Annotated in this window: 20 protein-coding genes; 10 read left to right on the forward strand and 10 right to left on the reverse strand. The window is 63.9% G+C overall.

Features of this window, described 5'->3' with window-relative positions:
• Positions 1–220 precede the first annotated feature (220 nt).
• Positions 221–1,999, reverse strand: coding sequence for an FHA domain-containing protein (locus GC162_17845; protein MBI1370502.1), 1,779 nt, complete (start codon positions 1,997–1,999; stop codon positions 221–223).
• A gap of 162 nt (positions 2,000–2,161) precedes the next feature.
• On the opposite strand from GC162_17845, the gene GC162_17850 reads away from it, so the two are divergent.
• The 5 genes from GC162_17850 to GC162_17870 all read left to right on the forward strand — a co-directional run bounded on the left by GC162_17850 (position 2,162) and on the right by GC162_17870 (position 6,801).
• Positions 2,162–3,247 carry a 3-isopropylmalate dehydrogenase gene (locus tag GC162_17850; protein ID MBI1370503.1) on the forward strand — a complete coding sequence of 362 codons (1,086 nt, stop codon included), beginning with the start codon at positions 2,162–2,164 and terminating at the stop codon, positions 3,245–3,247.
• Positions 3,248–3,385: 138 nt separating this feature from the next.
• Entirely contained in the window at positions 3,386–4,468 is a 1,083-nt protein-coding gene (locus GC162_17855) for a hypothetical protein (GenBank protein MBI1370504.1), read from the forward strand.
• A gap of 113 nt (positions 4,469–4,581) precedes the next feature.
• Positions 4,582–5,049, forward strand: coding sequence for a hypothetical protein (locus GC162_17860; GenBank protein MBI1370505.1), 468 nt, complete (start codon positions 4,582–4,584; stop codon positions 5,047–5,049).
• Positions 5,050–5,309: 260 nt separating this feature from the next.
• Positions 5,310–6,488, forward strand: coding sequence for a transcription termination factor Rho (locus tag GC162_17865; GenBank protein MBI1370506.1), 1,179 nt, complete (start codon positions 5,310–5,312; stop codon positions 6,486–6,488).
• Between the two features lie 112 nt (positions 6,489–6,600).
• Complete coding sequence (locus tag GC162_17870; protein MBI1370507.1) at positions 6,601–6,801, forward strand: CDGSH iron-sulfur domain-containing protein; 201 nt, start codon at positions 6,601–6,603, stop codon at positions 6,799–6,801.
• 133 nt (positions 6,802–6,934) lie between these two features.
• Here the strand turns inward: GC162_17870 and GC162_17875 are convergent, their stop codons facing one another.
• The 4 genes from GC162_17875 to GC162_17890 are packed head-to-tail and all read right to left on the reverse strand — an operon-like array spanning position 6,935 to position 11,596.
• Positions 6,935–8,203, reverse strand: coding sequence for a glycosyltransferase (locus tag GC162_17875; protein ID MBI1370508.1), 1,269 nt, complete (start codon positions 8,201–8,203; stop codon positions 6,935–6,937).
• Positions 8,184–9,266: a lipopolysaccharide heptosyltransferase II gene (gene waaF, locus GC162_17880; GenBank protein ID MBI1370509.1), complete on the reverse strand. Its 1,083-nt coding sequence runs from the start codon at positions 9,264–9,266 to the stop codon at positions 8,184–8,186. Before waaF ends, GC162_17875 begins: the two co-directional genes overlap by 20 nt.
• Positions 9,267–9,292: 26 nt before the next feature.
• Entirely contained in the window at positions 9,293–10,555 is a 1,263-nt protein-coding gene (locus GC162_17885; protein MBI1370510.1) for an HAD-IIIA family hydrolase, read from the reverse strand.
• A 60-nt stretch (positions 10,556–10,615) separates the two neighbouring features.
• Complete coding sequence (locus GC162_17890) at positions 10,616–11,596, reverse strand: DnaJ domain-containing protein (GenBank protein ID MBI1370511.1); 981 nt, start codon at positions 11,594–11,596, stop codon at positions 10,616–10,618.
• A gap of 42 nt (positions 11,597–11,638) precedes the next feature.
• On the opposite strand from GC162_17890, the gene GC162_17895 reads away from it, so the two are divergent.
• Positions 11,639–12,037: a glyoxalase gene (locus tag GC162_17895; GenBank protein ID MBI1370512.1), complete on the forward strand. Its 399-nt coding sequence runs from the start codon at positions 11,639–11,641 to the stop codon at positions 12,035–12,037.
• Between the two features lie 136 nt (positions 12,038–12,173).
• Here the strand turns inward: GC162_17895 and GC162_17900 are convergent, their stop codons facing one another.
• From GC162_17900 to GC162_17910, 3 genes are all read right to left on the reverse strand, one after another.
• The gene (locus GC162_17900; GenBank protein ID MBI1370513.1) at positions 12,174–13,175 is read right to left on the reverse strand and encodes a DUF2219 family protein; all 1,002 of its coding nucleotides are present in this window, start codon (positions 13,173–13,175) and stop codon (positions 12,174–12,176) included.
• 72 nt (positions 13,176–13,247) lie between these two features.
• On the reverse strand, positions 13,248–14,156 hold the full coding sequence (locus GC162_17905; protein MBI1370514.1) for a sigma-70 family RNA polymerase sigma factor: 909 nt from the start codon (positions 14,154–14,156) through the stop codon (positions 13,248–13,250).
• Between the two features lie 248 nt (positions 14,157–14,404).
• Entirely contained in the window at positions 14,405–15,343 is a 939-nt protein-coding gene (locus tag GC162_17910; GenBank protein ID MBI1370515.1) for an ROK family protein, read from the reverse strand.
• Positions 15,344–15,456: 113 nt separating this feature from the next.
• Between GC162_17910 and nadA the strand changes: the two genes are divergently transcribed.
• The 4 genes from nadA to dnaK all read left to right on the forward strand — a co-directional run bounded on the left by nadA (position 15,457) and on the right by dnaK (position 24,059).
• Positions 15,457–16,626, forward strand: a complete 1,170-nt coding sequence (nadA, locus tag GC162_17915) for a quinolinate synthase NadA (protein MBI1370516.1) — start codon at positions 15,457–15,459, stop codon at positions 16,624–16,626.
• A gap of 213 nt (positions 16,627–16,839) precedes the next feature.
• Positions 16,840–17,193 (forward strand): hypothetical protein, encoded by a 354-nt coding sequence (locus GC162_17920; protein MBI1370517.1) that lies wholly within the window; start codon positions 16,840–16,842, stop codon positions 17,191–17,193.
• A 104-nt stretch (positions 17,194–17,297) separates the two neighbouring features.
• Positions 17,298–21,923, forward strand: coding sequence for a hypothetical protein (locus GC162_17925; GenBank protein ID MBI1370518.1), 4,626 nt, complete (start codon positions 17,298–17,300; stop codon positions 21,921–21,923).
• Positions 21,924–22,148: 225 nt separating this feature from the next.
• Positions 22,149–24,059, forward strand: coding sequence for a molecular chaperone DnaK (gene dnaK / locus GC162_17930; GenBank protein MBI1370519.1), 1,911 nt, complete (start codon positions 22,149–22,151; stop codon positions 24,057–24,059).
• Between the two features lie 138 nt (positions 24,060–24,197).
• Here the strand turns inward: dnaK and GC162_17935 are convergent, their stop codons facing one another.
• Positions 24,198–24,851 (reverse strand): PEP-CTERM sorting domain-containing protein, encoded by a 654-nt coding sequence (locus GC162_17935; GenBank protein ID MBI1370520.1) that lies wholly within the window; start codon positions 24,849–24,851, stop codon positions 24,198–24,200.
• Between the two features lie 326 nt (positions 24,852–25,177).
• Positions 25,178–25,891, reverse strand: coding sequence for a hypothetical protein (locus tag GC162_17940; GenBank protein MBI1370521.1), 714 nt, complete (start codon positions 25,889–25,891; stop codon positions 25,178–25,180).
• Positions 25,892–25,968 lie beyond the last annotated feature (77 nt).

The following is a 25,968-nucleotide window of genomic DNA, read 5'->3' on the forward strand; positions in this document are numbered from 1 at the left end:
ACGTCCGCATCGAAACGAAACCCGCGCAAACTGATGCGCCTCACCCGCCCCCAGCCCCGCCCTCAAGGGCGGGGGGGCAGAAGCCCTCCCCCTTCGAGGGGGAGGGTTGGGTGGGGGTGAATCGTGTCAGCCCCAAGCCACGTCCGCATCGAAACGAAACCCGCGCAAACTGATGCGCCTCACCCGCCCCCAGCCCCGCCCTCAAGGGCGGGGGGCCGGATTATTCCGTCCCCAGCACCCGCTCGATCTCATCCAGCGGGGTGACGCCTTCGGCGACCATGCGGTAGCCGGAGTCTTTGAGACTGTTGAAGACTTCCATGTTCATCGCGCGGCGGAGGTCCGCGTGGGTGGGTTTGTCGAGGATGATGTCGCGCATGTCCTGATTGGTCGTCAATAGTTCGTAGATCGCCGCCCGGCCGTGGAAACCGGTGTTGAGGCATTTGGGGCAGCCGGCGGGATAAAAAATCTGGCTGCATCCCTCGGCGAATCGGCCCATCTTCATCATCTGCTGCGGCTTGAGCGGCGCGCCCTGCTTGCAGTGATCGCACAGCCGCCGCACCAGCCGCTGCGCCAGCACCATGTTTAGCGCCGACGCGATCAGATACGGCTCGACGCCCAGATCGAGCAACCGAAAAATCGTCCCGATCCCGTCCCTGGCATGCACGGTCGAAAACACCAATCGGCCGGTCATCGAGGCCTGGAGCGCCACGCGGGCCGTCTCGGGGTCGCGGATTTCACCGAGCATGATGACATCGGGGTCCTGACGCAGGAGCGACCGCAGGAGCGTCGAGAACGTGTTGCCCTGCGCTTCGTTGATGGGTATCTGCGTGACGCCCTCGATCTGGTATTCGGGGGGGTCTTCGATGGTGATGATGTTGCGCTGATGGGCATCGATGTCGCGCAGGGCGGCGTAGAGCGTCGTGGTTTTGCCCGACCCGGTGGGCCCGCAGACGACGAGCATGCCGGCGTCCTGTTTGAGCAGGCCGCGCAGTTGGTTGTGCATCCAGTCGGGCAGGCCCAGGTCGGCGAGGCGCTGCGGGCCGACCGCCTGATCCAGCACGCGCAGGGCGATCTTGTGCCCGTGCATCGACGGCGTGATCGACACGCGGTAGTCCACTCGCCGGCCGGGGAGCATGGCGGAGAAGCGGCCTTCCTGAATCGTCTGCCGGGCGGCGATGTCCATGTCGCAGAGGATGCGGATGACGCCGGCGAGTTTGGTCGCCACGGTTTTATGTAGCGTCACCGCGTCGACCATCATGCCGTCGACACGGATGCGGACATGCACCTCGTCGCGCTTGGGGTCGATGTGCACATCGGAGGCGGCGCTTCGGGCGCAGAGGACGAGAATCTGTTTGAGCATCGACGTGGCGGGGCTTTGGTCGTGCGCCGACTGGACCACTTCGTCGCGCGCGTTGATGAGCCGCACGTCCGACGCGGTGATCGCACCGGCGGGCAGGGACGCGATGACGTTGTGCAGTGATTTGTGATTTTCATCGACGATGTCGGGCGAAAGCTCATCGTCATCGTCATCGAGTGTGACGGTCGATTTGGCGGGCGCCTTTTTAGGCGGCCTGGCGGCGGGACGCTTGGGCGATTTCGGCGCTTTGACGGAGGCGGGGGCTTCGTCTTCAGGGACGAGCTGAACTTCATCGACGGGTTCGCCGAGATCCGGGACTTCGCTTTGCTCGGTCCGCGGCATGGGAGGCGCGGCGGTGGTTTGGATGAGGGCGATTTCGACGCCGCCGATTTTGACGACGTCGCCTGGCTTGAAGGTCGCGCTGGTGATGCGGTCGCCGTTGAGGCGCGTGCCGTTGCGCGAGCCGAGGTCGAGGACTTTGACTTCGTTGCCGTTGTATTCGATGACGGCGTGGTAGCGGCTGGTACGGTCGTCGACGAGTCGGACGACGTTGCCGGGGTGGCGTCCGATGGTGATGGGGGTGGAGCCGATGGTTACGGTCTGGTGGCTCGTCGCGCTTCGGATGTGAAGTTCCAGCCCCATCAGAATCGTAGATTAGGGCAAGGGGGTCGGGTCGTCCAGTTGATCGGATGCGATGATGGTGCTATCACTAGCGACCCTGCGCGAAGCGGGAACAGACCTCATGCGAATGCACCCTCACCCCAGCCCTCTCCCGAGGGGAGAGGGGGCAGGAAGGAACGCGAAATGTCACTGAATCTTGCGGTGATCGGCGGCGACGGGATCGGGCCGGAAGTCACGCGGCAGGCGCTGCGCGTGCTCGAGGCGATCGCGCCGAGCGTCAAGCTCGGCTATACGACGAAGGACTTCCCCTTCTCGGCGGAGCATTTCATCCAGACCGGTCACGTACTCACCGACGCCGACATCGCCGAGCTTCGCAAGTTCGACGCCATCGTGCTCGGAGCGGTCGGCGGCAAGCCCAACGACCCGCGCCTTGCCGGGGGCGTCATCGAAAAGGGCATCCTGCTCAAGTTGCGATTTGATCTGGACCAGTACATCAATCTGCGTCCGGTCAAGCTGTATCCGGGCATCGACACGCCGCTCAAGAATAAGACGGAGAAGGACATCGACTTCGTCTGCGTCCGGGAGAACACGGAGGATTTGTACTGCGGGCTGGGCGGGATCATGCGGAAGGGGACGGCGCAGGAGGTTGCGAATCAGACGATGGTGGCGACGCGCTACGGCGTGGAGCGGTGCGTGCGCTATGCGTTCGAGCTGGCGCGCACGCGGACCCGGAAGCATTTGACGCTGGTGCATAAGACGAATGTGCTCAACTTCGCCGGCGACACCTGGCTGCGGACGTTCAAGGAAGTCGCGGCGGAGTACGCCGATGTGCAGACGGGGTATCACCATGTCGATGCGTGCTGCATGTACATGGTGGCGAGCCCCGAGGTTTACGATGTGATCGTCGTGCCGAACATGTTCGGGGACATCATCACGGACCTTGGCGCGGCGATCGCCGGGGGCATGGGCATCGCGGCGTCGGGCAACCTCAATCCCGACGGCGTGGCGCCGAGCATGTTCGAACCCGTGCACGGCAGCGCCCCGGACATCGCCGGTCAGAACATCGCCAACCCGATCGCCGCGATTGATTCGATGGGCCTGCTCCTCCGCGAAGTCGGCCGCATCAAGAATGAGAGCGCCGCCGTGACGGCAGGCCGGAAGATCGGCGCGGCGGTGGTGAAGATCACGCCCAAATTCACCGGCAAAAAGCTCGACCGCAGCGGGTACAAGTGCGATGAGATCGGAAAGATGATCATTGACGCGCTTTGAGATTGGCGAAAGGGCAAAGCACGGGATGGCCGTCGCTGAACTTTCGAGGCGTCCTGCCGGGGAATATTGACACTTGTGCGGGGCGCGGCGATCATTGGCTGATATTGACGCAACGGGGTTTTCTTTAAGGAGCATATCATGGCGCCGGGGACATTTGGGGCGTGGTGGAGAGCGTTTGCGATCATGAGCGTGATGGCGCCTGTCGGCTTAGCGCAAACGGAGAAATATGATCCGCCGCTGTTCGTCGCTTATCAGGGCGACAAGGTTTGTTACATCGATGCGGACGGGAAGGTGGTTTTCACGACGCCGTTCGAGGCAGCCGACGAGTTTCAAGAAGGTCGGGCTGTCGTCATTGAGGGGGCGAAGCACGGCATGATCGACGGAACCGGCAAAGTCGTTGTGCCGCCCCGATACGATGTCATGGTTTCCGTTGAACACGGGCTGGCGGCGGTCAACATGGGGTACAAGGAACGCGTAGGCGAAGCCGGGGTCACCGAAGTCGTTGATCCGGGGAAGTGGGGCTTCATCGACGTCAACGGCAAGGTCGTCATTGAACTGAAGTATCCGTCAGCCTGTTCGTTCTCAGAGGATCTGGCGGCGGTAAAGACGGCGGAGGGACATTGGGGATACATCGATCGTACGGGGAAGATGGTGATCGCGCCGCAGTTCGAGGAAGCAAGCCGTTTCTCGGGGGGATTGGCGAAGGTGCGGGCGCCGGGCGGGGACTGCGGATTCATCGACAAGTCGGGCAAGATCGTGATCGAACCGAAGTATCTGATGGCAGAGGATTTTTCGGAAGGTCTGGCGGCTGTCAAGACACGCGTGCCGGAAGACAGGTATGGTTTCATTGACCGTCAGGGCCGGATGGTGATTCCGCCGATCTTCTCATTTGCGGAAGGGTTCTGCGATGGCCGCGCACCTGTGGCGGTCGGCCCACCGGGGCGATGGCGGTTCGGATTCATCAATGATGCCGGGAATTTTGTGGTCAAGCCGCAATATTTGTCCGTCGGGAAGTTTTATATGAACCTCGCTCCCGTCAAGATCAATGGCAAATACGGCGTCATCGATTTGAATGGGAAGTTGGTGATTGAAGCGAAGTTCGACGAAATCGCCGAGTTCCATAATAACCGGGCCATGGCCAAGATCGGCGATCGATGGGGCTACATCACGCCGCAAGGGGCGTGGGTCTGGTCCGAGGTGTACAAAGAGGAAGCGCCATGACGGGAGGTGCGAACGCCCAAAGGTGGCGATCGCTGAGCTTTGGATTGGCGAAGATGGAGCGCGCCGTCGGGGTTTTGCCGCGGATGAAAACGGGGGCGTGCTACGATAGGGGTATGACACACGACATGGACAAGCCGATGACGTGCCGACGACTCGATCGTTCGGGGCATCACGCGCGCATGCGTTCGAGTCTGCAGCTGATCGGACCGTCGGTGCTCATCGCGGGGCTGAGCATGGTGGCGTGGGGCATTTACGATATTTTTGTGCACGGGAACATGGCGTTTCACTTTTCGCCGTTCGCGGGGATGCTCTTGATCTTCGTCGGCGCGGTGATGACGCTCAACGGATATCTGGGCGCGATGATGCGCTATCAGGCCAATGAGATGGCGCCGGTGGCGAGCGATGCGGTCAACGATCTGGCGGAGGGGACGCAGGAAGGGGTGCGGACGAGCGCTCGGGCGATGGCCAGCGGGCTGCGCGAAGGATTCACGCAGGAGGCGCCGACGGGCTACTGCACCACCTGCGGGGCGGGGCACGCGGCGGAGGCGAATTTCTGCGCCAAGTGCGGCAAAAGGCTCTGAATCGACGTTGATTGAAGGGGGGTTGAAAATGGGACTGGACAAACCGGATCGGATGGGCGATAATGTCTTTATCAGTCGGGGGAGCTTCGCCCAACAAAGAGGCGGGCGGGGAACCGAGACGATTCGAGCGTTCGGCGGGTGTCAGAGCCATTTTCTCGCCGCCGGGCAATCGGTAAACACGCGGATGTTCGGTCAGCGATGCGGCGCAGCCCCAAGGGCCGGCCTGTCTTTACCGAATCATCCCACGAGCACAACCGAAAATGAGTCAACGCACTGGCGTGATTGATCTGTCGCAGACCACCGATGGTCGTCTGCGCCTGTTGGACAAGACCCTCGTCGAGCGGGCGGAGGATCCGTTGATCCCGACGCGCCTGATCGATCAGTACGGGCTCCGCACCGGGCTGACGGTCAGTTGCATCGTCGGCGCCAAGCGCGGACCCGAACCCAACGGCAAGAAGAAGAAAAAGAAAAAGTCGCGGCTCGCGAAGGAACTCGGGGCGGCGCCGCGCGTCGAGCAGATTCTCGAAATCGATCACATTCCCGTCGATCAGTACAAGGGCTTCCCCGCCCTCGAAACGCGCACGAGCATCGATCCGCAGCCCCGGCTGACGCTCGAATACCCCGGCTGCCCGCCGGCGTGTCGGCTCATCGATCTGTTCTGCCCGATCGGGTACGGCCAGCGCGGTTTGATCGTCTCGCCTCCCAAGGCCGGCAAGACGACGCTGCTTCAGCAGATCGCCTTCGCGATTCAGAAGAATCATCCGAACGTGATCGTGTACGCGCTGCTCATCGATGAGCGGCCGGAGGAAGTGACGGACTTCCGCCGCAATGTGCCCTGCGATGTGCTCGCGTCGAGCAATGATCATCCGCCGGAGCGTCACGTGGGGCTGGCGATCATGGGCATCGAGCGGGCCAAGCGGCTCGCCGAGGAAGGCAAGCATGTCGTCATTCTGCTCGATTCGCTGACACGCGTCGGGCGTGCGTTCAACACCGCCCCCGGCATCGCTCAGACCGGGCGCACCTTGTCCGGCGGTATCGATGCCTCCGCGCTGTCGATCCCCAAGCAGCTTTTCGGCGCCGCGCGCAATACGGAGGAAGCCGGTTCGCTGACGATCCTCGCGACCTGCCTCGTCGACACCGGCTCGCGCGGCGACCAACTCATCTTCGAAGAGTTCAAGGGCACGGGCAACATGGAGATGATCCTCGACCGCGACATCGCCAATCACCGTGTCTTCCCGGCGATCAACCTCGCCGCCTCGGGCACGCGCAAGGAGCATCTGCTCATCGATCAGCCCACGCTCGACACGACCACCGCCCTGCGCCGCCGGCTCCTGACGATGCCGCCCCTCCAGCAGGTCGAGCAGCTTCTTAAGGCGCTGGAGCACTACAAAACCAACGACGAACTCGTCGGTAAAAACCAGCCGGCCTCCGCCCGCTGATCACTTCGCATTCGATCGCATCATGGGCCCGACTCGCTGAAGCGAGTGGGGCCTTTTTCATTGTGTGACCGTCCGCGTGTTAAAGTGTGCGTCACAACAAAAGGAGCGCCCCATGGCCCGACTCATCCGTCACGAAGCGACCGGCCCGCATGAGATTAAAGCGTCGAGCGAAAGCACATGGATCTGCATGTGCGGCCTGTCGCAGAATTACCCGCTCTGCGACGGGCATCACAAACTCTGCCGCAAACAGGAACAGCCCGGCAAGCTGTATCGCTACGAAGGCGAGACGGCGATTGAGATTGAAGAGAAGTGAGGCGATCCGGTTCCCTCTCCCTCCGGGAGAGGGTCAGGGTGAGGGTGCTCTCAAATATGAGCGACGACCCTTTTGAAGACGCCATGTGTTGAAATGTCGTGTGCATCGAAGCGTGCGCGACTGCGGCGCACCCTCACCCCAGCCCTCTCCCGGAGGGAGAGGGGGTCGATGCGGCTTCGATGAGGACCTGTTCGAGCGCGTCGACGTGGACGTCCATGCTGATGCGGGCGGCGAGGCCGGTCGTCGCGGCGGCGCAGCGGGCGCGGAGATCGTCATCGCAAAGTTCCGCCATCGCGCGCTCCAGCGCCGCGACATCTGTCGGCGAAGCGATCACGCGCCCGGCCTGACCTTCGCCGGCGGGCATCTCGATGTTTTCATCAAACGGCGAGAGCGCGACGGGCTCGCCCTGCGGGGCGGCGATCCATTGGGAGGCGCCGTTGTAGCGCGTGCTGACGGCGGGGACGCCGTGCAGGAGCGATTCGAGAATAACCTTGCTGGAGGGGTCGTACCAGGTGGGCAGGACGGTGACGTCGGCGGCGGTGTAGAGCGCGTCCATCTGGCGCGTCGGGCCGACCCATTTGACTTCGTGCGACAGGCCCAGCGCATGCACCTGTTCCTGCGGGCGGTGGGCGAGCGTGCCGGCGACGATGAGCCGGGCGCGGGGCTGCACCGGCTTGAGTTTGGCGAAGGCATCGAGCAGGTAGCTGAGCCCTTTGAGCCCCGGGTTCATCGCGGCGAAGAAGAACACGACGTGATACGGCTCAAGCCCGAGCACGTCCCGCGTCTTGTCACGCAGCGCCGCGCGCTCCGCCTGGCTCATCGGCCGAATCTCCGCCGCGTTGGGAATCAAGGCGATGCGGCGGGAACTGATCGTGTAATGGTGAAAGAGCTGATCGGCGACATACGGACTGATCGCGACGATCTTTTTCACCAGCGGGCTGTTGAGCGTGCGGCGCTCGGCGGCGAGGAGCGCGAGCTGTTTGGGCGTCAGCGCGATGCTGATCTGTTTGAGGAGGCGCTTCAGTTCCGTGGAGCGCATGGCGACGTTGCGGGCGAGGGTTTCTCGCACCGTGCCGCCGCGCGGTTCGACGACGGCGGCGGGCGCGGCGGTGGTCATCGACAAGCTGACATCGAACTTGCCGCGCGCCAGTTCGCGCGTGGACCAGTGGGCGTAATGGATCAGCCCGGCGGCGAACTTGGGCGGCAGGCCGGGGCAGGCGCGGATCGTCACGCCGCTCATCGCATCGGGCGCGGCCCGACCGGTGAGGATCGTCACCGAATGCCCGCGCTCAACAAGTCGTCGGGCGATCTGCTCGGTGGAGCGCTCCGCACCGCCGGCGGCGGGGTCGAATTTCTCGATGAGAATGGCGATATTCATGCGATCAGCGGTCCGTCGCCACATTGAGTTGTCGCAGGGCGGCCTGGACGACGGCTTCGACGCCGATGGCGGTCATGCAAATGTGCTCGCCGCGCCCGCCGGCCCGGCAGGCGGGGCAATCGACGTCGAAACGGATGATGTTTTCGGCATGGGCCTCGAGGGCGGTCCATCGCGGGTCGGTCGGACCGAAGAGGGAAATGAGCGGCACGTCGAACGCCGCGGCGATGTGTCGGGCGCCGGTGTCATTGGTGATCATCAGATTGCATTGTCGAACGAGACTTTTAAGGAGCGTCAGGTTCGACCCGAGTCTGGGCAGATCGACGAGCGGGTGCGACGCGGCGGCGTGCACCTCGTCGAGAATCGCGCGCTCCTTGGGGGAGCCATTGACGAGGACGGTCGCGCCGGCGGCGCTGATGATCCGATCGGCGGCGGCGGCGAAGCGTGCGGCGGGCCAGAGCTTGGCGTCTCCATGATTGGCGGCGCCGGGGTTGATCATGACGATGGGCTTCGTGCGGTCGACGCCGGCGGCATCGAGCATCGCTGTCGCGCGGGCGTCGTCTTCGGGGCGCGTGAAAAGCTCCATGCGCGGATCGGAGCCGGCCGCACCGAGATAGCGCGCGAGGCCGAGGTAGTAGTCGACGGCGGAGACCGGCGTGTACTGCCCCCTGGTCTTCATCGGCAAAAGCCGATCGGTCAGCAGGAGCCCGCGCCCGTCGCGGTCGTAGCCGAGGCGGCGCTCGATGCCGGCCATCTTGCAGATGACGGCGGAGCGGAAGCTGTTGGGCAAAAGGACGGCCAGATCGAAGTTGCCATGGCGCAGCCGGGCGGCGAGCGCGCCGGTGGTCCGCCGGCGGTTGGACGCGGAGCCGGCGGTTCGGCGGGTGGTGCGGATGTGGAAGATGCGATCGTGCCACGGGGCGGTTTCGATCACCGGCGCGACGTACGACTTGACGAGCAGCGAGATGTGCGCCGCCGGGTAAAGCCCGCGCAGGGCGCGGAGCGTCGGGGTGGCCATCGCCACATCGCCCACCCATGAGGGCAGGACGACCAGCATGCGTTCAACCTGTGTCGGCGCAGTCGGAGTCACGGCGAGTATTGTAACGGGGTCACGCGCTATTTTTGCCCATGAAGCATCAGCAGCGTGATGACCGCAAGCTGGGCCAGCACCGCGCCGGTGATCCACTGAAAATAAGTCACCGGGTCGCCGACCATGAACAGGCCGAACCCCGCGCACGCCACGGCGAGCATCTGAAACACCGCGGCGAGCATCTTGTGCATCGAAAAGTCGTCGTGATCCGCCGTGCGATGCTTCATCGACCGCAGAATCTGCTCGAGCAGCATCTCGGTCCGCGTCCCGCTCAAAGGCACTTCCTCCGGGGCCAGGTCCACCGTCGCCGGGTGCGCCGACGCGGGCGCTTCCTCGGCCGGTTCCTCGGCCGCATCAGCCGCATCGACCGCCGCCGCCACCGCCTGCTCCACCTGCTCGCTGAACTCCTCGACGACCTTCTCCGCATGCACCGGCTCCGGCGGCGTCGGGGGCGACACCTTCGGCGGCGGACTGGCCTGCCTGGCCTCGACCGGCGTCGACGATGCGTCGGACTTTTCCTCCGGCACGTCGACGATGACCGGCTGAATCGTCCAGGGCTTGAACGGACGCACGGGCTTGCGCGGCGGCTTGGCGACGGTGCTCGAGGCCGTCAGCGGCTCGACCGCCGGGTGCGTCGGCTTCGCCGCCGCAGCCGTCTCCGCGGCCGCAGCAGCCGAACCGGCCGGGTGATCCGAACGGCGATGCTGCGCGATCACGCGCACCGCCTCCACCAGATTCCGCGCCACCGCATCGGGTTCGACGTCGCCCGAAGGTTTCTCGACGGCGTCGTCGCGCAGCAGCACGGTGCGGACGCCCGCCGCGTGTCCCGCTTCGACATCGCGCATCTGATCGCCCACCATCCAGCACGCGCTGGGGTCGAGCTTCATGTCCGCGATCGCCTGCGTGATCATGCCCGGCTGGGGCTTGCGCCACGGATGCTCGCGCTTGTACTTTTCGACGGAGCCCTGCGGGTGGAACGGGCAATAGTAGAAGCGGTCGATCGTCGCGCCGGACATCTGATGCACGGTCCGCGCGATGCGCTCATTGACCGCCTGCACGTCCTGTTCGGTGTACTTGCCGCGTGCGACGCCGCCCTGATTGGTGACGACGACGATCTTGTAACCGAGGCCGCGAAGCGAGGCGATCGCGCTGGCGGCTCCCTGAATGAGCTTGACCTGCTCGGGGTCGCCCAGGTCGCCGTCATTGTGAATGATCGTGTTGTCACGATCCAGAAACACCGCCTGATTCATCGCGCGCCTCCCGGCGTCGTGAGCTGCCTGTCCATCCATGACGTTCCCGCAGTCTTCTCTTTTCAGTATTGCCGCTACGTGCCTCGAACGGTTTCGATTTTACCAGCCCAGATCATGTCGGGCATCCGGCAGTTTTCCGCGTAATTTTTCCAGCGCCGCCGTCGCCTCCGCGTCGAGCTGGTCGGGCACCTTGATCTGAATGCGCGCGTAGAAGTCGCCCTTCTGGCCTTTGGCGGATTCGATGCCCGCGCCGCGGATGCGCAGTTTCGCCCCGCTGGAGGTATGCGGGGGAATCTTCAGGTTCGCCTTGCCGCCAAGCGTCGGCACCTGGATCGTCGCGCCGAACACCGCCTCGTCGATCGACACCGGCACGTCCAGAGACAGGTCCAGCCCGTCGCGCTTGAACCAGGGGTGCGGCGTGACATGCACGCTCAGAATCAGATCGCCCGCCGGCCCGCCATTGGGCGAGGGCTGGCCCTTGCCGCGCAGGCGCAGCTTCGCGCCGTCGTCGACGCCCTTGGGGATTTTCATCTCGATGCTCTGCGGCCCGCCGGAGCCGGAGAGCTTGAGCGTGACGGTGCCGCCCTGCGCTGCTTGCAGGAACGGGACGGTGACGGAGGTTTCCAGGTCCTTGCCCGGCGTCGGGCCGCGCTGCTGATGAAAGTCCCCGCCGACGCCGAACCCGCTGTCGCCGCGGCTGTGTCCGCCGAACAGTTGCTCGAACACATCGTCGAGCCGGACGCCGCCGCCCTGCTGATCGAAACGAACGTTGAACCCGCCGGGTCCGCCATAGGTGGTGCGCTGTCCGCGCGGACCAGCCCCCGAGCTGCCGGGACCGGCGCCGGAGCCGAGGTTGACGCCGGCGTGGCCGAACTGGTCGTAGTTGCCGCGCTTGGTTTTGTCCGAGAGCACATCGTACGCTTCCTGCACCTCGGCGAAGCGCTGCTGCGCACCGGCGTCCTTGTTCACATCGGGGTGAAACTTCTTGGCGAGCTTGCGATACGCCTTCTTGATCGCCGCATCGTCGGCATCGCGCTTGACGCCCAGAATTTCGTAATAATCGCGTGGCATAGCACCCATTTTATCCCACTTCGCAAGGCCTCGTCATATAATCGCCCCATGATCCGCATCATCGAGCTTAACCATGTGGCGATACACATCGCGGACGTCGACAGGAGCATCGCGTTTTACCGGGATGTGATGATGTTACGTCAGTTGCCCCGCCCCGAGTTCGACTTCGACGGGGCGTGGTTCGAGTTGGGCGACGGGCGTCAGCTTCACCTGATCGCCGGGCGGGTCCTGCCGGCTCATTCGCACAACCGCGGCACCCACTTCGCCCTCCACGTCGCCGACTTCGACGAGGCGGAGGCGCACATTCAATCCAGCGGCGCGCCGCACAAGCCGCGCCAGCGCCGGCCCGACGGCGCGTGGCAACTGTTCGTCACCGATCCCGACGGCCACATCGTCGAACTCTGCGACAACACAACCGCCGACGCCGCGAAACGGACGAAGTTTCCGTGACGATCGATCGATATGACCCATGCATTTGTCATTAGGCATTAGGCATTTGTCAATGGTCATTGAAAGGCACTGGCGAACAATTGTCTTGCTGATCCCTGATCCCCGACCCCTGATCCCCGATGCCTGACCGCTTCAATCAGAAATCGCACTTGAACGTGAACACCAGCGCACCGTAAGAGTCACCGCCGTGCTGGCCTTTGAACTGTTCGGTCAGGTAGGTCTGCGCGTAGCTCATTTCGAACCATCTGTAGAGGAAGACCAGTCCGAACTGCGCTTCGCCGACGGCATGCTGAAGGTCGACGCCGTGGTCGTGCCCGAAGTTGCCGCCTTCGAACGTGGCGTCATGCGCGACGAGCCGACCGCCGAGTCGGACGAAGCCGTAGAATCCGGGCTTGTCGTGGTTGTATGCGATCCGCGTCGCCGAGGCCGGATCGTCGAGTCGGCCGGGCCCGAAGTCGTCGGGCAATTGCCATCCGACGCGGAACGTCGCCCCGCCCTCCGCCTGCACGCGCAGCAGTCCCGCCGCCCCGCCGACCGTCGGAATCAATTCCGCGCGGAACACCTGCTCCGCCGGCGACAGCGCCACTTTCCATTTCCGCCGGTACACCAGATCGAACGCGAACTCGTTGCCGATCTGGTTGTCCCATCCCTTGGGCTCGTCCGCGCCGACGAGCCGATGCACGAACTTCTGCGTCCCCTCGCCCTGAGCCGCCGGCCCGAGAACGCCGAGGTTCAACTCCAGATGATCGAACACGTTGTCCACCTGCCGCTGAAGATACCCGCCGACGTAGAGCCAGCAGGCGTACGGCCGATCGCCGGGGATGAGCGTCGCAATCGTGATCTCGTCGGGCGTGTACATGTTCTGCCCGAACGAATACCCGAACGCCGTCTTGCGATCGGCGACGGGCCCGAGCGAGAACACCGGTTCCATGGCGTCCGCCAGATCGTTGGCCCAATCCGGATGATGCGCCGCGGTGAGGCGGAACCCATTGGTGTAGTGCCGATCGGTCGAATGATTGGGCTTGAGGAACGAGCCGTCGTTCTCGATGTAGACGCTGACGTTGAACGGATCGTCCTGCGCGAATGCGACGGGCCCCATCATCAGACACGCGAGGAAAAAACAGACGAACATGCGCATCGCATCAACCTTTCAACGAATGAGGCGACACGATACCACGTATGGGCCGCGGCTGCTGAGCGGCAAGCGGCGTCAGCGCCAGGTGGAGGCGCTTCGGCGAAGGCGGGGTTTGGCGGGTGTGGGCGAAGCGGCGGGCTTGCGCTTCTTGCGCTCGCCGCTCATGCGCATGTTGAGCTTCTTGAGCGCTTCGATTTCGAGCTGCCGCACGCGCTCGCGCGTCAGGCCGATTTTCTCGCCGATTTCCTTGAGGGTCAGCGGCTCGGAGCCGTCGAGCCCGTAGCGCAAGCGGAGGATGGTCGCTTCGCGCTGGTCGATGACGTCCAGCAGCTTGTGGACATGCTTGAACTGATCGCGCTGGAGCATGTCATGCTCGGGCGCGGGGGTGTTTTCGTCGGCGAGCATGTCGTGCAGCGAGACGGATTCGCCGTCGCTGTTGGAAGCGGTGGACTGGCTGGGCCGCTGAAAGACGCGGACGGCGTTGCGGATGTGCCGCACTTTCTTGGCGGGAAGCTGAAGCGTCTCGGCGAGTTCTTCGAGGGTGGGCGTTCGGCCGAGCTGCTCCTCGAGCTGCCGCTTGGCGCGCTTCCACTTGGTGATCAGTTCGACCATGTAGGCGGGGATGTGAATGGGCTGCACGGCATTGATGAGCGCGCGTTTGATGGCCTGCTTGATCCACCAGGACCCGTAGGTCGAGAAGCGCGCGCCCTGCGTGGGGTCGAAGGATTCGACCGCCTTGACGAGCCCGACGTTGCCCTCTTCGATGAGGTCCGGCAGGGGGAGGCCGCGGTTGGCGTACTTTTTGGCGATGGAGACGACGAGTCGGAGGTTGGCGCTGATCATGTGCTCGCGCGAGGCCATGCATCCGTCGTTGATGATGCGCCAGGCCAGTTCCTTCTCCTGCTCGGCGGTGAGCAGCGGCGTCTGGTTGATCTGCTTCAGGTAAAGCTGAAGCGAAGATTGCACGTCCGACGATCGAGCCATTTTCCACCCTCATACCCCAAGCCGTCGCCTGCCGGAAATTCGGCGCGCAGCGGTGGGGATAATGATGTATTCGGCTGTTCCACGGGGCGGCTTAACCGATGTGGTGGGTTATTCGGGCGTTGTACGGCGGCAGGTTCGGCCTTCTGCCTTCATTAACCAATAGCAAATGCCCAATGCCTAATAGCCAATGCATTGGTCAATTGCTATTAGGCATTTGCTATTGGTTAATCAAAGACAGAAGCCGCGCATCACGCCGATCGGGTCATGCCCGCGGCGCCGATGAAGCCGGCATCGTTGCCGAGGGTGGCGGTGGTGATGATGACTTTGGGTTCGACGATGCGCCAGGTGTGTTTCATGAAGCTGGCGCGGACGCGTTTGGACAGCGCTTCGCCCGCCGCCGCCACGCCGCCGCCGAGCACGATCATCTGCGGATCGAACGTCCGCACGAAATTCACGCACGCGATGCCCAGGTATTCGCACGCCCGGTTGACGACCTTCTCCGCCAGCGCGTCCCCCGCTTCGAGGGCTTCGAAAACCTGGCGCGTCGTCGGATTGGCCGGCAAGCTGGTCTTCTCGCCGGCGGCCATGGCGCGGGCGGCGGAACGCGCGATCGCCGTCGCGCTGGTGTACTGTTCCAGACAGCCGCGCTGACCGCAGCCGCACGGCTCGCCGTCGAGCTGAATGATCGTGTGACCCAGTTCCGCACCCGCCCCGTACGAACCGGCGTAGAGCTTACCGTCAAGGACAATCCCGCCGCCGACGCCCGTCCCGAGCGTCAGCAGGATCAGGTACTTGATCGACTCATCGCGACCCGCCCCGGCCCAATATTCCCCATACCCCGCGGCGTCGGCGTCGTTGACGATCTTGATGGGCATCGGCATGCGCTTGTTCAATTCCGACGCGAGCGGGACATTTTTCCAACCCGCCAGATTCGGCGCCGAGAGCACCACGCCGTTGCGATCGACCGGCCCGGGCGTGCCGACGCCGATGCCCTTGATCTGCGATGCCTCGACCTTGGCGTCCGCCATCAGCTTGCCCGCCATGAACGCAAGGCGATCAAAGACATGCTCCGGGCCCTGTTTGGCTTCGGTGGGGATGCTGTGCTGGGCGACGACGTTGGCCTTCTCGTCGAGCAGGCCGCCTTTGATGTTCGTCCCACCCAGGTCCAGTCCGATGTAGTACTTCAAGGTCTTTGCTCCAGTGCATGATCTTCGCGAAGATCGTGGATGCTCCTATACTACCTTGTGCGGGCGACGGGCGGTACACCCGGAAAAAACCCGCATGGTGGAGACATCGCAACATGCTCTGGCAAGGATCCCTGCCTGAAAAATACCGCTCGATGAGCGACGCTGACCTAGCCGCCGCGATCCGCGCCCGCAAGGCCCAGCTCGGTCATCAGCTTGTCATCCTCGGCCACCACTATCAGGCCGACGACGTCGTCGCCCACGCCGATTTCCTCGGCGACTCGTTCAAGCTCAGCCAGCTCGCCGCTCAGAAAGTCGAAGAAGTCGGCGCGAAGTACGTCATTTTCTGCGGCGTGCATTTCATGGCCGAGTCGGCGGACATCCTCACGCCCGAGGACGTGGCCGTGATTCTGCCGGACATGTCGGCGGGGTGCTCCATGGCCGACATGGCGGCGTACGACGATGTGTTTGATGCATGGGAGCAGATACACGAATCGATCAACGCGGCCGGGCAGAACGCGCGCGTGATTCCGATTACGTACATGAACTCCGCCGCGTCGATCAAGTCCTTCGTCGGCGAGCATGGCGGGGCGGTGTGCACCTCCAGCAACGCGCGGGCGATTCTCGAATGGGCCTTCGCCGGCGGAACGGTGCCGCGCAGCGACGATGAGCAGATCAAGGTCATGTTCTTCCCCGATCAGCATCTCGGGCGGAACACCGCCGCAGCGATGGGCTACGACATTCGCGAGGATATGACGCTCTGGGACCCGCGCTCGCCGATGGGCATGGGCGGGACGAACGCCGAGGCGATCGTGCGCTCGAGCGTCATACTCTGGAAGGGCCACTGCTCCGTGCACAAGCTCTTCCGCCCCGAGCACGTCGACCAGATCAAGGCCCACGATCCCGACACGACCGTCATCGTCCACCCCGAATGCATCTACGAAGTCGTGCAGAAAGCCGACATGAGCGGCTCGACGGAAGCGATCATGAAGGCGATCCGCAACGCCAAGCCCGGAAGTAAATGGGCCGTCGGGACGGAAGTGCATATGGTCAACCGGCTCGCCAACGAAGCGGCGAAGCGCGGCGTGAGCGTGCGCATCCTGTCCGATTGCCAATGCCTTTGCACCACCATGTACCGCATCGACCCGCCGCATCTGCTCTGGGCCCTCGACAACCTCGCCGAGGGTAAGGTCGTCAATCAGGTCAAGGTCGACGCCAACACGCGTGCCTGGAGTCTCATCGCCCTCCAGCGCATGCTCGACATCACCCAACCCGCCGCCGTCTGACCCCCGGAAGCCGGCCCGCCCCGCTTCAGCGGGGCGGGGCCTCGCCCAAACCGAACCGCATTTTCCGGGTCGCGTATCACTGACGTGACAACGCCTGATCCCCTTTCCGGGCCCGTCGAAGTTTCACCACCCCGTCGTCGATGGTACCTCGCATCATGGGCGACGGTTGCGCTCGCCGCTCTGCTGGTTGCGTCGTTCATTGCGCTGGCGATCGTGCCCCTGCTGCTTGCTTGCCTCGGGCTGGCGATCGTCATTATTTATGCTGCGTGCCGGCAATATGACAGGATGCCACTGGTTGCGCTGACTCTTTCTTTGATCAGTTTTGGGGCTTGGTTTCAAGTCGCGATGTGTGAAGATCGAATCACCGGTGCGATTGGCATCATGACGATGGTCCTTGGAACCTGGCTCAGTATCCGCAGCATCATCATGGTCAAGACGCCTGATCGGGTTCTCGGCGCCGCTGCGATCATGATTGCCGTCCTTGGTTGGTGGTTCGTCTTGTACCGACTATTGACCATGACCGACAACGACTGGATCGTCACGCGCGTCTTCTGGGGCCTTCAATAAATCCGTGCCGCGCCATGGCGGGATGGGCCCTCCAACCGACTATCCACTACAATATCACTGGTCCCGAGTGAGATGACTTTCTTTTGCATGACAGGGGATCGATCATGACCGACGCCCATTCGACCCACACGCCTCCGAACGCACCGGCCCGCAGGAAGAAACGCTGGCCCAAAATCCTCGGCGGCATCGTTCTGCTCCTCATCCTTCTCGTCCTCCTCGCCCCGATGCTCATCAGCACGGTCGGCAAGGGCTTCGTCGTCTCGACCGTCAACGGGATGATCAAGGGGTCGGTCAAGATCGACGGCCTGAATCTGAGCTGGCTCGGCGGGCAGTCGCTTTCGGGCGTCGAACTTTTGGACCCGGAAGGCAAACCCGTCATCAAACTCGCCAAGGCGTCGACCGACCTGTCGCTCCTGTCGGCGGTGCGGGGGAATCTCGATCTGGGCAAGACGGTCGTCGACGGGCTGGACGCGTCTTTCTATGTGGACGAAAACGGCGTGAGCAATCTGCGGCGGGCGGTCGAGCTGATTCATCCGTCGCCGCCGAGCGATGAGCCGGCGAAGGTGCCGCCGACGCTGGCGCTGCAGGCGCAGATCACGAACGCGAAGGTGTCGCTGGCGACGCCGCACGTCGAGCCGGTCGTGGTGGACAACATCAATGCCTCCGCCTCGCTGCCGTCGATCCGGGACGCCATGACCGTGAACCTCACCGCCAGGAGCAAACAGGGCGAGCTGTCCGGCGACCTGGCGGTGGACGCCAAGCTGACCGACCTGTTCGCGGCCGACGGACTGGTCACGGGCGACAAGTCGCATATCGAAGCGCACGTGAAGGCGAACAATCTGCCGGTCGACGGCGTCGATCAGATCGCCGGGCTGGGCGGCAAGCTCACCGCCGCGCTGGGCAGCAAGCTCGACGCGAGCGTGGCGGCGGAGGTGACGGCGACGTCGCAGAATCTTGCGGTGAATCTGACGAGTCCCAATGCGCATGTGAAGCTCATCGGGCGCGTGGCGGACGGCGTGTTCGCGCTGACGGAGCCGGCGAGCGTCGATATGACGCTCACCCCGGCGCTCGTCGAGAAGCTCGCCGCCGGTCAGAGCGCGATGAAGCTCAAGGCCCCGGCGCCGCTGACGCTGTCGATCCCGACGCTGCGCGCCCCGGCCGGCGGGTTCGATCCGTCGAAGGTCGAACTGGCGGTCAAGTTCTCCGCCGACTCGGACATCGCGCTCGTCGGCGACGAGACGATCGGCGATGTGACGATCCGCAATCTGGCGGCGACGGTCGAGACGAAGAATCTCGCCGAGGCGCTCGCCGTCGCGCTCAATGCCGACACGACGCAGAAGAATCAGCCGGGCAAAATCGCCGTCAACGCCGACGTGAGCGGCCTGTACAACGCGGACAAACAGCTTCAGCTCGACAAGCTCAAGGTCAACGCCAAGGCGCAGGTGCAGGGCGTGCCCACGGCCCTGATCGACCAGATCGCCAAACAGAACGGGCTGATCGTCGAAGCGCTGGGCCCGATCGTGAACCTCGACGCGACCGCGACGAGCACCGGGTCCGACACCGCGCAGGCGACGCTGTCGATCCATACCGACAACGTGCAGGCGGAGAACCTGTCGCTGATATGGGCGGAGACGATCGCGCTGCGCGATGCGAAAGTCACGGCCAAAATCTCGCCGGCGCTGGCGACGCGCCTCATGGGCGGGAACCCGGCGATGACGCTTCAGAAGCCGCTGACCGCCGTGGTGATGATCCACGAGCTGACCGCCCCGCGCCCCGAAGCGGGCAAGCCGGCGTTCAACCCCGCCGCGACGAAACTCAAAGCCGCGCTGACCACGGACACGATCGACGTCGCCGGCGTGCCGACGGCGGGCGAAGTGCTCCTCGACAAACTCAACCTCTCGATCGACGGCGAATCGCTGGCGGCTTTGAAGGTGCACCTCAGCGCGCTCGCTTCGCAGCCGACGGCCGACCTGATCGCGATGCTCACCGGCGGCGCGCAGCTCTCGGTCAGCGCGGAGGCATCGACGGGGCTGGACAAGGATTCGAAGCTCAAGCCGATTGATGCGACGCTCGCGCTGGCGTCCGCCAAGCTCAATGCGAAGCTGACCGCGATGGCGCCGGGCGATCTGAGCCGCGTCGCGCTCATCGAGCCGGCCAAGGCGAACATGGTGCTCACGCCCGCCCTGCTCAAGCGGCTCAACATCTCGATCCCCGATGCGTACGCCATCACCGGCCCGACGCCCGTCGCGCTGTCCATCGACGACCTGGCCCTGCCGCTCAAGGACTTGGCGGTGAGCAAGGTCGCGCTGACGATGAAGATGACGCTCGATGCGGCGGGACCCAAGGATCCGATCGCGGTGCTGTTGGGTGAGCATGTCGCTCTGGGCGCGGCGATCGCTCCGGCGATCAACGGGACGAACGTGCGCGCGAGCGTCGAGGCGGCGAAGGTCAACACGGCTCTGGTGGGCGTGATCGATGTGCAGCAGGTGTTCACGCTCTCGGAGCCGATGTCGCTGAGCATGACCCTCTCGCCCGATCAGCTTCGCCAGATCGGCGCGGTCAAGGAAGGTCAGCCCACGCTCGGCGAACCGGCGACGATCACCTTGAAACTCAGCAAGCTCACCGCCCCCACCGCCGGCTTCGCGCTCAACAAGGTGCAGGCCGGTGCGGAGGTCGCGATCACCAAGCTCGTGCTGACGGGGAACGAGAAACTCGACGGCACGACGCTCAGCGACACGCAGGCGGGGCTCGCCTTCGACGGTCCGGCGGGGACGGCGAGCGTCGCGCTCAATGGCGCGGCCAGCGTCAAAGGTCAGACGACGCCCGGTCCGCTGACGGTCGATGCGAAAGTCGGCAAGCTGTTCGACGCAGCGGGGGCGATGCAGGTCGCCGCGGCGGATGTCGATGCGAGCGTCACGCTCAAGGAACTGCCCACCAGCGTCGTCGAGGCCTTCGCCGGAAAGAGCGGCGAATGGTCCCCGCTGATCGGCGACAAGGTGACGCTGACCGCCGCCGCGAAAGTCAGCGGGGGCCCCGGGGGCGCCAAGCCGACGGGGACGGTCGATGTGAATCTCGCCAGCGAGGACCTGGCCGTCGATGCGGGGCTCAAGCTCGCCGATCTGCTGACGCTTTCGCGCCCGGCGACGGTCAAATGGATCATCACGCCCGCGGCGTATGCGGCGTTGCGACCAGCCATGAAGGACCAGCACACGCTCGTCAATCCCGTCACGCTCGCTGTCGCCATCGACAAACTCAGCTATCCGAACCCGATGGCGGCTCCGCCCGCGCCGGCTGCGGCGAACGGCGAGGCGACCGGTTCGTTCGACCCGTCGAAGGTCGCCCTCAGCGCGGCGATCAGCGCTTCGCGCATGACCTTCAAGGAAACCGCCAGCGGCAAGACGCTTTCGCTCGACGGATTGAAGATCACCGCCGCCGCCCCGACGCTCGCGCAGCCGACGACGCTGCATGTCGAAGCCGCCGTACTCGACGAGGCCAACCCGCAGCTCACCGGCCGCATGCTCGTCGATGGAACCGTCGGCGACGTGTTCGATGCGGCGGGCAAGGTCGTCACCGATCAGCTCTCCGCCAAGCTCAACGCGCAGATCGCCGCGATGCCGGGCGAGATGATCGAATCGCTTTTCGGCAAGGGCGACGGCAAGCTGGCCGCGCTGGTGGGCGAGCGGGCCGACCTCGTCGCCACGACGGACCTCAAACACATGCAGGGCCCGGTCACGCTCAAGCTCGACTCGACGAATGTGAAAGTCGATACGCGCGGCCGCATCACCGATGGCTACCTGACGCTCGATCAGGACGCCGTGGCGACGTTGATGATCACCGAGGACTTCAGCCACACCTTCCTCAACGATCCGATCCTCAAGGAGGCGGTCAAGTCCGAGACGCCGGCGAAGCTGGTCATCGGACATCAGGACTTCCGCTTCCCGATCCGCGACTATTCGATCGAGAAGATCAACATGCCCGTGGCGATGCTTGATCCGGGCAAATTGATCATGCGTAACGCGGGCGTGATCGAGACGATCACCACGCTGCCCGCCACCGTCGGCAAGCTTGCGAAGCGCGACTTCGGCAGCGTCATCAGTCAGCTTCAGAAGGACGAAGTGCCCGCGTGGTTCACGCCGATGGATTTCAGTCTCGTCAACGGCGTGCTGACGCTGGGCCGCATGGACATGCTCATCGGCGAGGACTACCAGCTCGCCACATGGGGCAAGCTGGACATGGCGCGCAATCACGGGCGCATGGTGCTGGGCATCGCCGAACGCGCCATGCGAAAGATCTACGGCATCACCGTCTTCTCCGACAATCCCGATTACGTGGATCAGTTCATCATGGAAGGCCCGATCGATCAGCTCGGACCGGACAAGAAGGAACTGTCCGCCCGCATTCTGCTTTTGACCTCCGGCGGGATCGCCAGCCAGGTCGGCGGCGAAACGGTCGGCGGCATCGTCGGTCAGGTCATTCAGGGCGTCGGCGCCGCGGCCCAGACGTTCTCCAAGAAGGAAGTCGAACCCGCCCCCCCGGCGAAAAAGCCCTTCCCCTGGCCCGCCGAGAAAGTAACCCCCGCGACGCAGCAGACGCAGCAGCAGCAGCAGCCGGCCACGCAGACGCAGCCCAAGCCGGCGACGCAGCAGCCCGCCGCGCAGCCCAAAAAGAGCGCATCCGAGGAGCTTTTGGAGCAGGGCTTGCAGGAGCTTTTCAAGAAAAAGAAGAAGTGAGCCGCTGTCACAATGGCAGACGCCGCCGCCCCGGAAGAGTCGGATGGCAGATCAGCTTGCGGCGCGGGATAAGCATTGACAAGGGGTTATGACGCCGATCGGGTGGCATCGCTCTTGCACTTTCAGGCATGGGAAAGCCGTTGCAGCCCGTGTGCCCCGGCTTTATGGTACAGGCAGCATTACTCACGGCGGCTCCGGGCCGCGTCAACATCAGAGGTACGGATCATGTCCAAACCCATCGGCATCGACTTGGGAACCACCAACTCCGTCGTCTCCGTCGTCGAAGGCGGCTCCCCCAAAGTGCTCGTCAACTCCTCCGGCAATCGGCTCACGCCGTCCGTCGTGGCGTTCACCGACAAGGGCGAAGTCCTCGTCGGTCAGTCCGCCAAGCATCAGCAGGTCACCAACCCCAAGCGCACCGTTTACTCCATCAAGCGCTTCATGGGCCGGCGGCACAGCGAAGTCGAATCCGAAGAGAAGATCGTCCCCTACAAAGTGACCGGCGGGCAGAAGGAGCTCGTCAAGGTCGAAGTCGACGGCAAGCAGTACACGCCGCAGGAAATCAGCGCGAAGGTGCTGATGGACCTCAAGAAGACCGCGGAGGATTACCTCGGCGAGAAGGTCACCAAGGCCGTCGTCACCGTCCCCGCGTACTTCAATGACTCGCAGCGCCAGGCGACCAAGGAAGCGGGCGAGATCGCCGGGCTCGACGTGATGCGCATCATCAACGAGCCGACCGCCGCCGCGCTGGCATACGGCCTCGACAAGAAGAAAGAGGAAACCGTCGCCGTGTTCGACTTCGGCGGCGGAACCTTCGACATCTCCATTCTCGAAATCGACCCCGAAGTCGGAACCTTCCAGGTCCGCTCCACCAACGGCGACACCCACCTCGGCGGCGACGACATCGATCAGCGCCTGATCGACCACATCGCTGAGCAGTTCCGCAAGGAACAGGGCATCGACCTGCGCAACGATCCGATGGCGCTGCAGCGCTTGAAGGAAGCGGCGGAAAAGGCCAAGTGCGAACTGTCCAAGCAGCTTGAGACCACCATCAACCTGCCGTTCATCACCGCTGACCAGTCCGGCCCGAAGCACCTGCAGATGAACCTGACCCGCGCGAAACTCGAAGCGCTCATCAAGGACCTGCTCGAGCGCCTCCGCAAACCCTGTCTCGCCGCCCTGCAGGACGCCAAGCTCAAGCCGTCGGACATTCACGAAGTCGTCCTCGTCGGCGGGTCGACGCGCATCCCCGCCGTCGGGGCGCTCGTCAAGGAACTCTTCAACAAGGAGCCTAATCGCTCCATCAACCCCGACGAAGTCGTCAGCGTCGGTGCGGCGATTCTCGCCAACGAACTGGAAAAGGGCGGGTCGTCGGATGTGCTCTTGCTGGACGTGACGCCGCTGTCGCTGGGCATCGAGACGCTCGGCGGGGTCATGACCGCGCTCATCCCACGCAACACCACCATCCCGACCTCCAAGAAGGAAGTCTTCTCCACCGCGACCGACTCCCAGACCGAAGTGACGGTCCATGTGCTTCAGGGCGAACGTCCGATGGCCAAGGACAACCGCACGCTGGGCATGTTCAACCTCACCGGCATCCCCCCCGCACCCCGCGGCCAGCCGCAGATCGAAGTCGAGTTCAACATCGACGCCAACGGCATCCTGGCGGTCAAGGCCAAGGACACCGCGACCGGCAAGGAACAGTCCATCGAGATCAAGGGTTCGTCGGGCCTGGATGAAAATGAGATCGAGCGGATGAAGAAGGACGCCGAGGCCCACGCCGCCGAGGACCAGAAGCGCCGCGACTTCATCGACGCCAAGAACCACGCCGACACGCTCGTGTACTCCGTGAAAAAGAGTCTGGAAGAGCACGGCGACAAGGTCAGCCAGGAAACCCGCACGAACATCGAGCGGGCGCTGACGGGCGTCGAGGAAGCCATGAAGGGCGAGGACAAGGCCGCGCTCGACAAGGCCGTCGAAACCCTCAACAACGCCGCCATGGAACTCGGCAAAGCCGCCTACGAAGCCGCGAGCAAATCCGGTGAAGGCGCCGCCCCCGGCGGCGAACCCGCCGGCGCCGGCAAAAAATCCGGCGGCGACGACGTCATCGACGCCGAGTTCGAAGTGAAGGAATAATCACCTTCCCCCCATCCAATCCCCCGAAGCCCGCGGCGTCGCGCCGTGGGTTATTTTCGTTCCATTGGATCGCACCGCGCAATAAAAAATCCCCGGCCGGCAGCCGGGGGTAGAAAATCCAACGACAAGATTGATAGCTCAGGCGCGCCGGCGGCGGAAGATCGCCACGCTACCCAGCAGCAACACGCTCAGCGTGGCCGGCTCGGGCACGGGACCCGTGAAAATGAAAATCGGAGCCGCGAAGCCCGGCGAGTCGTCGACGCTGTGGAAGGTCGAGAAGTCCGGCCCGGTGAACCAGCCGTTCTCGAATTCGACATCGGGATTCATCACGCCGCCCGGCAGACTCACATCGAAGTCGACGATGTTGAGCCCCAGACCCGCCACACCCTCAAGCCCCAGAAAATACTGCTGCCCCGCCAACACCTGATACGGCGCGAAGGTGATCCCCAGATCGCCCCCGGCCTGACCCGCCGAGAACATCCCGGTCCGCTCGATCACGCCCGTGCCCGGCCCGGTCACGCGCACCAGGGAGAGCGTCACATCCCGCGTCACCACCGGCGGACTGGAAATCGAGCGAAATCGGCTGAAGATCCCGTCGATCGTCACATCGTGGTCCGACATCACCAGCCAGCCGATGTTGTCGATGGACTGATCGAAAAAGAAATTGCCCGGTGCGAACGACCCGTTGATGTCGCCGATCACCGGACTCACCGCCCGTGCACGATCCGCACTCATCGACAGCACGAACGCCGCCAACACGATCAAACCCGCTCGCATATTCAAAAGCTTCATCAGTGTTTCTCCCGTTTTCAAAAATCATCGGGCCAAATACCTGCCCGTCGTCCCCGGCGGGACCACCCCGATGGTCGACCCGCCAATCCACCAAATTATCCGCCCGCCCCGGAAGGGTCAAGAAAAATTGCACGAATCTTCGGCAAAAACTGCTGGAGCAGCTTCACAAATAGCATCTCCAACGAGCCGCGACCGTGAGGGAGCGGTCAAGGAATGCCATTGGAAGCGGGCTCGACCGCTTGCGGACGCGCGCGGCTCGTTGGGATGCACGGCTGCACACTGATTGAATCCGCCCCAGACGGTTCGTCCGATGGGCGTACCGCTCATTACGCAATCAGGCGGCAAAGATCCGCGAAGGTCGCGGCGCCCTCGAACTGGATGTCGCGCGGCGGCCGGGTAGACATGGCGCTCATGCCGATCAGGCCACTGATCAACAAACCCCCCGCGACCGCAAATCCGTAAGCGGAAAGACCGAACCAGATGCCCACATAGCTGATGATCAGTGTGGCCAGACCCGCGAGGAACATCCACGCAAAAATCAATCCGCCGGGCACTTCGATCTTTTTAACGCGCCGGGTCAACTCGGGCCGGAAATGCCAGAGCATCTCGATGAAGGGCCTCCATTGGGCCATGGCGAATTGATTGATCGGCGTCGACGGGCGCAGGTCGCTTACATCCGCGCCGTGCTCACGCAGCAAGCTTCGCAATGTGAGGAAAACGCCCGCCGGCATGCAGCCGCGACCCATGATGAACAGCGGGCGCGGCTCTGGCATGACGCCGCCGCAGGCGGCCAGAAAGTCGCAGACTTCACCGATCGTGGTCTTGCGCGGTTTGCGATGGAGTTGCCGCCAGGCATCCGCGGGGATGCGCGCGTGATACATGCGCTGGTAGGACTCGCGCGATCGATCGCAATCGGGAAAGTCGTCCGCGGAGACATCCTCATATTCGTGGATCGTGCTTTGTCTGCTCAACTGGTAATGACAAACGTCCTGGAAGATGGCGCTCGTGTCGAAGACGGCGAACCAGTCGGCGGCGGTCATCGGGCGACTGTCCGGTGCGTAATCATCCCAATCGGTCGGCATGCGTCACTCCGAGTTGAACCCGCCGCGAGCGGCGT

The sequence above is a fragment of the Planctomycetota bacterium genome (genome assembly GCA_016125255.1).
GTDB lineage: Bacteria > Planctomycetota > Phycisphaerae > Phycisphaerales > Zrk34 > RI-421.